Genomic DNA, 6,654 nt, shown 5'->3' on the forward strand with positions numbered 1-6,654 from the left:
GCGTCAGCATGATCACCAGTTCAACGTCGCCCATCTCGGACTGCCAGTCTATCGGCTGAGCAAGCCGGGCAATACTGATACTGGAATGGCTGATCCACTGGGATTTAGTATGTGGGATAGCAACCCCGAAACCTACGGCGGTAGTGACTATCTCTTCACGCTGCCAGACATCTTCCTCCAGCTCAAACGGATGTTCGGTGCGTCCATTTACCCCAAGATTGCCACATAAGAACTGGATCGCCTGCTCTTTGTTGGTAAGGGGCTCACCAACAAAAATATTCTCCAGCGCCAGTAGCGGGCGCACCTCTTTCTGTGGCGCAAACTGGTTCAGCAGATCTTCAATCTCCTGAGCGCTGCGACACTCGCAGGCCTGCATAGCGAGTTCGCGACACGCCTGGCAGTCCAGTTGACGAAGCTGGCTTTTCACTGCCGGAATCCGTGGGCTGCTCATACTTAGTTCGTCAAGCCCTAAGCCCAACAGCAGCGGCAAGTAACGTCCTTCGCCGCCCAGTTCTCCGCAAATGCCCACCCATTTACCACGTTCGTGCGCCACGCGAACAATCTGCTGCAACATCCGCAAGAACGAGGGCGTAATCGGGTTATATAGTGGCGACACGCGAGGATTATTGCGATCGACAGCGTACAGATACTGGGTCATGTCATTGGAACCAATGCTGAAGAAATCCACCTCGTCGCAGAAGTGGTCGATGATGTAACACACCGATGGTACTTCAACCATAATGCCCAATGAAATTGTCGGAGCATGACGTAAACCCTCCGCTTTCAGCTCCACCAGCGCTTTTTGCAATTCGCTTTTTACCCATAAAATCTGGTCGAGGCTATGCACCATTGGGATCATCAACTGCGCATTACCGAAGGTCGCCGCGCGTAAAATGGCGCGCAACTGCGTGCGAAACAGTCCGGCAAACTCAGGATAAATCCGCACCGCACGATAGCCCAGGAATGGGTTCTCTTCTTGCGGAATATTGAGATAGCGGATGTTCTTATCGCCACCAATATCCATCGTGCGAAAGATAACTGGCTTGTCGCCTGCGGCCAACAACACCTGCTGGTAGGCCTCAAACTGTTCCTGCTCGTCAGGAGCGCTGTCGCGATCCATAAACAGCATTTCTGTGCGAAACAACCCGATCCCTTCCGCGCCATTGGCAAACGCTCCCGGCGCTTCCAGCGCGGTGCCAATATTCGCTGCGACGTCAATTCGTTGATTATCTTTGGTTAACGCGGGCTGGGCGGCGTCAAGCGCTTGCCGACGCTGGCATTCGTCAGCCAGCTTCTGCGCAATCGCATAGTAGCCGCGAACCGCCTCGTCTGGATTAATGGCCAGGACCCCACATCGGGCATCCAGGACTGCGAGTTGCCCGGCATAGCGGCTAATCGCTGCCAGCGGCAAGCCGCTAAGCACCGGAATCGCCGACGCCCGAGCGAGGATCAGCGTATGCGAGGTGCGCCCTGTTTTCTCAAGGATCATGCCTGACAGATGCTGCAAATCGAGACTCAAAAACTGACTGGGCGTCAGATCTTCAGCCACCAGAATCGTTGGTTTTTCCAGCACCAGCGCATGGCGCGGCCGCTTTTCAGGCCACGTAATATGTAGCAATTGTTCGCTGATATCACGGATGTCGCTGACGCGTTCACGCAGGTAATCGCTGCCGGAAGCCGACAGCTTGTCGCATACTTGCTCCATATTGGTAATAATCGCCGCCCCCAGCCCCAGATGCTGCTCCAGCATTAAGCGGCGAATATTCCCGGCAAACTCGTCGTCCTGAATCAGAGACAGATGCGCGCTGAGAATGGTTTTACTCTCACCATCGCGCTCACGCAGTTGCTGATTGAGCAGTTCCGCCAGCGTCGCCAGACTGTGCTCCAGCCTGGCGTTGTCTTCCGCACTCGCCGCAATCGCGCGATAGCTCTCCAGATTATCACTCTGCCACAGCGTGAGCTGACCTGCCCCTACGCCACCTGCCAGCACAGTGCCATACAGCAAATCCGGGTTGAGCCGAATCAGCGAACGCGGCAACGGATGCGCCGCCAGTTCCGCCGCCCCTGGCTGAACGCTGTCGCTGTCGATAAACCGCTGCTGAATGTACTCCTCCAGCACCCGCCTGGCCTGCTCTTCATCCTGACCGGTGATGGTTAAGCTACAGCTGTCATTAAACAGCGTCCCGGTACCAATCAGCGCCAGCGAGCTTTTCGCATCCGCTTTGGCGTTTTGACGATGGTTGAAAAACATCACCTCACTTTGCCACTGGCTGCACTGCTCTTTCAGCTCCCATGCTGGACGCGCATGCAGTCCATTGGGTAACGGGCAAAGAAATTGAATCGTTAGCATAACAACTCCTGATTAGCGCGAAATCAGCACCTGAAGTCCGTCAGATGAGCCACGGTTTCGCACGTAAGATGTGAAATAAGCGCCGACAGCAACTGCTGCGTCTGGATGATGTCACGACAGTCGGCAATTGATGCCGCACAGTGCCCATACCGCGTAGCTGGCCCCATAACAACCGTCGGGATCCCCGTTCCGCTGACGTGTACGGCCCCGCCGTCTGTGCCGCCATTACTGAACATATCGAGCTGTAACGGGATGCCCGCATCAGTGGCTACACTTTCAATCCATGCCGTCAGCTTTGGCGGCGCAATCAGCGATTTATCGCTCAGCACCAGCATCGGGCCTTTGCCGAGCTGTCGGTGGTTGGCCGCGCCATAATCAAAATTTTTCGCCCAACAGGCTGTATCCAGCACGATCGCCACATCGGGCGCAACCGCACGCGCTGCCGTTTGCCCTCCGCGCAGTCCCACTTCTTCACTGGAACTGGCCACCAGCCACACCTCGCAAGGAAGGATGGCGTTATGCCATGCGCGCAGCAGCGCGATCAGCAAATAACATCCAAGTCGGTCATCAAAGGCTTTGCCCATGACGCGTTGGTGCGGCAAAACCTGAAAAGTCGTGTCAAAGGTGACGCGATCGCCTGGACATACGCCGGCCTGAAGTACTTCGTCATAAGACCGCGCGCCAATATCCACCCGCAGCGCATTCACCTCATTGCCACTGCGATCTCCGTCGAGCAGACCCGGGATTTTGCTCTCTTCGCGGGTGGTAATCCGCACTGGCTGCAACTGTCTGGCCGCCATACGCACATTTCCCACCGGCAAGACATCGATCGCCCCTTCCCTGGAAATACTGCGCACAATAAATCCCACTTCATCCATATGCGCGCAGATCATTACCTTCGGACCGGTTGATTCATTCAGGCGGATCAACACCGATCCCAACCCATCGAAGCGCACTTCTTTGTGCAGACGATCTGCTTCTTCGAGCAAGATCTGTCGCACCTCCTGTTCTGAGGAGGCGATCGCATCAGCCTCGCTCAGCGCCTTCAGTAGCGATAAGTCCATCACGCCTCTCCCGTGTGTAACAATGTTTTCGCCATGGTGTAGAGCACCTCGCCGCCGTCTGGCGTAACCAGCACCACGTCCTCGATACGCACTCCGCCCTGCCCCGGCAGATAAATACCTGGCTCAACGGTGAGCAGCATTCCCGCCGCCAGAGGCGTCCCATCGGTAGGGGAAAAACGTGGGTTCTCATGGACTTCAATGCCGATAGCGTGTCCGGTATTGTGACCAAACGCATTACCATAGCCCGCCTGTGTAATAACTTGCCTGGCTGCGGCGTCCACCTCATTGCAACGCGCGCCAGGTCGAATTGCCGCTACCGCCGCCAGTTGCGCTTCCAGGACAACCTGATAAATCGAAAATAGCGCACTGTCTTCTGCTGGTTGGTTGGCGTCAGGTATGCGAAACGTTCGCGTCATATCCGAACAATAGCCCTGATACTGCGCGCCAAAATCCAGCGTAATGAATTCACCTGCTGCAACCCGTTTATCGCTGGCTTTACCATGCGGCAGCGCGCCGCGCCAGCCGCTGGCGACAATGGTGTCAAAAGAAGCTTTGTCTGCGCCAAGCGTGCGCATAAACCACTCCAGTTCGGCGGCAATCTCGCGCTCACTCAGACCGGGTTGAATAAAACGCCGTATATGTTCAGCGCTGAGGTCGGCAATCCGACAGGCTTCACGGATACAGGCTATTTCCTGGGCCGTTTTCACCTGCCGAAGCACGTCCGGCACGGCGCTGACCAGCCGTCCATGCAGTTTGCCTGCCCAGGCCTGTGCCGTTTCCCAGCTTACCTGCTCGCCTTCGAACCCCACCGTCTGCAGCTTTTCGTCAGCAATGATGTGATTCACCCGCGAATACAACGTCTGTGTGCCATCGAGGAGATGGATCTGGTAGCCCTGGGTACGCGTAGCGACATCGGTGTAGTAACGGGCATCGACCAGGATATGCGCGCTGTCATGGCTGATAAACACATACCCTGAACTGCTGGAGATCCCCATATGCGGCTGTTTATTCTGCCGCGATGACAGCAGCATCGCATCGAGATGTTGCGCCGTTAACCAGTCACGCAGCGAGGCAAGTAAGCTCATGGTTACAATCCTTTTGATCAGAGGCTTTCAATCAGCAATTTGCCTTTGCGGTACATCAGATGGCGCAGGAACACCACCATCAGCGCCGTAATCACCGCACCTAACAGGATCCCTGCCATATAGACACCGAGATTGGTCACCAGCGGCCATGCCCAGATAGCCGACTCAGGGAACCATTGCACCGCACCCAGCCAGACGGCAGCCGTCGATCCGACAATGGCGCCAACCATGTAAGAGGGAATTGCCGTGATGGGGCTTTCCAGCGCAAACGGGATAGCCCCTTCGCTGATGCCCATAAATGCGAGGAACATTGCCGTTTTTCCCTGCGGGTAGAGCTGGGCGCTGAACAGACGTTTCCCCGTTAAGCGGCGGTCAAGCAGCGTTGCCAGCCCGAGACCAATCGGCGGAATCACAATCGCAATAGAGCGCGCGGTGACCGGCAGAACGTGATCGGTGGTAAAGCTGAAGGCGACAAATCCAGCAGCTTTATTAATCGGCCCCCCGAGGTCGATGGCCGTTGCCGCGGAAATCCCCATCGCATACATTAGCGTCCCTTTCTCTCCTGCTGCGGTCAGCAGAGTACGAATTCCACCGTTGATCCAGCCGCCAAACGGCGTGATTACGTAATACATCGCCAGCATGACGAAAATGGCGGAGAGAATGGGTAGCAAGAAGGTGGTTTTGAACGCCAGCAGGAAATCAGGGAGCTGGATTTTTTGGTTCATCCACTTCACCAGATACCCGGCAACGATCGAGATAATGAGCGCGCCAATAAAGGTGGAAGGCACGGGAGCACTGGTTACCCATTGCAGCGTCGATGGGTCAAAATTCAGCATATGGGTAGGCTGAGTAGACATCAGCCCACCGATGAACCCCGCCGGAAACGCCAGTTTGCCGCCAATCGAATTGGCAACGAACGCGGCAAACATCGGAATAGCAAAACCAAACAGCACGCCGCCAAAAGATTGCGACAGCCAGGCAAACTTCAGTAATGAGAGATTAAAACCGGTAAATTTTCCGCTGTTCAACGCATCCATGATGCCCGTGTCAGCAGGAATATCGAGCCAGCTATAAGCGATCAGTTGCGAGAAGGCGAGAATTACCCCGCCCATAATCAATGTCGGCACCATGCGTGAAATACCCGACATCACATGTTGCGGAAGTTCGCCCCAGAAGCTGTTGCGGGAGGCCGGTGGATTTTTTATTGCCGCTGTCGCACCAGATGCGCCTGGCACAACGGTTGCACTGCGTTTTTTAATGGCCATACGTAGTTCCCTGTCGATGATTATTGTTGTTCAGCGGCAACCATCTCTTCGATCTCTTTAATGATGCCGGCCGCATTTTTTATCGCGTCCTGTAGCGTAATTTCGTAGACGTCACGCGACTCGAAACGCTCGTTATCTTCCGGGGTAACGGCAACTGAATGGATGATTAACGTCGCCTCAGCGATATCCTGCGCCGTCAGTCGATTTTGAATTCCGTCAGCGCCCTGAGTTTCGATTTTCACTTCATAACCGGCTTCAACCGCCGCTTCTTCCAGCGCCTGCGCCGCCATAAAGGTGTGAGCCAGCCCCATTGGGCACGCACAGACAGCAATCAATTTTTTGCTCATATTCATTTCCTCGTAATAGTTAACGAGAGAAATTATGGTCCGAGGCAAGTAGCGACCGTTATCAGACAAATAATGCTTTTACTGGACATATAATCCAGTAATCAGGAAGTGTGACGAAGGTCGGAAAGCTGGGCGGCAGGCATAAAAAAACCGCGTCAGAAGCGTAATGCTTGTCAGTTAATCATTATGGAGAACATGTGATTGCGACTCAGGGTTCCGTTCACTTCAGCTTTTCACTTTTCTGAAGCACAGGTACCCGTGAACGTGCAAGGGAGGCTCACCGCCGCCTCCCTTGCAACCCAGGCTCCCGGCGGGATTGTTAAGGGTACGGCGATAGTACCCTTAACACGTTCACTGGGAGTAATCGTTTCAGAGAAGTGAAAAACATAAGGTGAACGTAACAAATACCGGGGGCAACAAATTCATTACCTCCGGATATGCCGCTCTTAGCTATAGTTACGACGATTGCTCGTCGTTAACTGATCGTCGTTACGTCAGAAGCGCGGTTTAGTGGGAATACAGGCCGGATGATTGCTAAATACC

The 6,654-nt window shown here is 54.8% G+C and carries 5 protein-coding genes; all 5 read right to left on the reverse strand.

The features are described 5' to 3' along the window. Positions 1-2,350: phosphoenolpyruvate--protein phosphotransferase (ptsP, locus tag KQJ18_RS20335; RefSeq protein WP_216422595.1), on the reverse strand; the 2,350-nt coding region annotated here is incomplete at its 3' end. Between the two features lie 23 nt (positions 2,351-2,373). Continuing rightward, positions 2,374-3,414 (reverse strand): aminopeptidase, encoded by a 1,041-nt coding sequence (ypdE, locus tag KQJ18_RS20340; RefSeq protein WP_085047782.1) that lies wholly within the window; start codon positions 3,412-3,414, stop codon positions 2,374-2,376. Continuing rightward, entirely contained in the window at positions 3,414-4,499 is a 1,086-nt protein-coding gene (gene ypdF / locus KQJ18_RS20345; protein ID WP_110497258.1) for an aminopeptidase, read from the reverse strand. Before ypdF ends, ypdE begins: the two co-directional genes overlap by 1 nt. Before the next feature lie 17 nt (positions 4,500-4,516). After that, the gene (locus KQJ18_RS20350) at positions 4,517-5,764 is read right to left on the reverse strand and encodes a PTS fructose transporter subunit IIC (RefSeq protein WP_216422596.1); all 1,248 of its coding nucleotides are present in this window, start codon (positions 5,762-5,764) and stop codon (positions 4,517-4,519) included. 20 nt (positions 5,765-5,784) lie between these two features. Beyond that, positions 5,785-6,111: a fructose PTS transporter subunit IIB gene (locus tag KQJ18_RS20355; protein WP_003028254.1), complete on the reverse strand. Its 327-nt coding sequence runs from the start codon at positions 6,109-6,111 to the stop codon at positions 5,785-5,787. Between the last annotated feature and the right edge of the window lie 543 nt (positions 6,112-6,654).

The organism is Citrobacter sp. S55_ASV_140 (genome assembly GCF_018919505.1).
In the GTDB taxonomy this organism is placed as follows: domain Bacteria; phylum Pseudomonadota; class Gammaproteobacteria; order Enterobacterales; family Enterobacteriaceae; genus Citrobacter; species Citrobacter werkmanii.

What these genes read in the sequence shown, in the direction of transcription:
- ypdE (WP_085047782.1), bottom strand. Translation starts at nt 3,414, where the DNA reads ATGGACTTATCGCTACTGAAGGCGCTGAGCGAGGCTGATGCGATCGCC.
- ypdF (WP_110497258.1), bottom strand. Translation starts at nt 4,499, where the DNA reads ATGAGCTTACTTGCCTCGCTGCGTGACTGGTTAACGGCGCAACATCTC.
- KQJ18_RS20350 (WP_216422596.1), bottom strand. Translation starts at nt 5,764, where the DNA reads ATGGCCATTAAAAAACGCAGTGCAACCGTTGTGCCAGGCGCATCTGGT.
- KQJ18_RS20355 (WP_003028254.1), bottom strand. Translation starts at nt 6,111, where the DNA reads ATGAGCAAAAAATTGATTGCTGTCTGTGCGTGCCCAATGGGGCTGGCT.